This is a genomic window from Streptomyces sp. WG7 (assembly GCF_049975785.1).
Taxonomy (GTDB): domain Bacteria; phylum Actinomycetota; class Actinomycetes; order Streptomycetales; family Streptomycetaceae; genus Streptomyces.
The window spans coordinates 1-1,307 of the sequence record NZ_JBNGGE010000148.1 but is presented as its reverse complement, the minus strand read 5'-3'; the positions used below and the strand labels follow the sequence as shown (position 1 = coordinate 1,307).

General features: G+C 66.6%; 1 protein-coding gene. It reads right to left on the bottom strand.

Going from position 1 to position 1,307, the window contains the following annotated elements:
• On the bottom strand, positions 1-1,307 hold a 1,307-nt coding region (locus ACP4J0_RS38440), incomplete at both ends, for a beta-ketoacyl synthase N-terminal-like domain-containing protein (protein WP_426604084.1).

Genomic DNA, 1,307 nt, shown 5'->3' with positions numbered 1-1,307 from the left:
GCCAGCAGGGCCTGGGCCTCGATCGGGTCACCCAGACGCGTACCCGTGCCGTGCGCCTCCACCGCATCCACATCGGTGGCCGACAGTCCGGCACTGGCGAGGGCCTGGCGGATCACGCGCTGCTGGGACGGGCCGTTCGGGGCGGTCAGGCCGTTGCTCGCACCGTCCTGGTTGATCGCCGAACCCCGCACCAGAGCCAGGACCGGGTGCCCGTTGCGCCGGGCATCCGACAACCGCTCCACCAGCAGCAGACCAACACCCTCACCCCACCCCGTACCGTCCGCAGCCGCCGCGAACGCCTTGACCCGGCCGTCCTCCGCCAGCCCCCGCTGACGGCTGAACTCCACAAACGTGCCCGGCGTCGACATCACCGTCACACCACCGGCCAGCGCCAGCGAACACTCACCATTACGCAGCGCCTGCACCGCCCAGTGCAACGCCACCAACGACGCCGAACACGCCGTGTCAACCGTCACCGCCGGACCCTCCAGCCCGAACACATACGACAGCCGACCCGACACCACACTCGCCGCATTACCCGTACCCAAGTGCCCCTCAAGGCCCTCGGAACCCTCCAGCAACACCGACAGATAATCCTGACCGTTCGTACCGACGAACACACCCGTCCGACTACCACGCAACGTCACAGGATCAATACCGGCCCGCTCGAACGCCTCCCACGACGTCTCCAGCAACAACCGCTGCTGCGGATCCATCGCCAACGCCTCACGCGGCGAAATCCCGAAGAAGTCCGCATCGAAATCCGCCGCATCATAAACGAAGCCACCCTCACGCGCATACGACATCCCCTGCGCACCCGGATCAGCGTCATACAACCCCGCGACATCCCAGCCACGGTCCAACGGCAACCCCGAAACAGCATCCGCCCCCGACGCCAGCAGCCGCCACAGATCCTCCGGAGACCGCACCCCACCCGGGAACCGGCAACTCATCGCCACAATCGCGATCGGATCATCATCCGCAACCACCACCGCCGGCAGATCCACATCCGCAACACGGACCGTCCCCAGCAACTCACCCCGCAGATAATCCGCAAGCGCCACCGACGTCGGATAGTCATAAACCAACGTCGCCGGCAACCGCAGCCCCGTCACCGCCCCCAACCGATTCCGCAACTCCACCGCCGTCAACGAGTCAAAGCCCAACTCCCTGAACGCCCGACCCGCCTCCACATCACCCACACCCCCATGCCCCAAAACCTCGGCGACCAGCCCCCGCACCAACTCCACGACAAACGACGCACGATCCCCCTCCGCCATCCCCCGCAACCGCACAGCAAACGACGA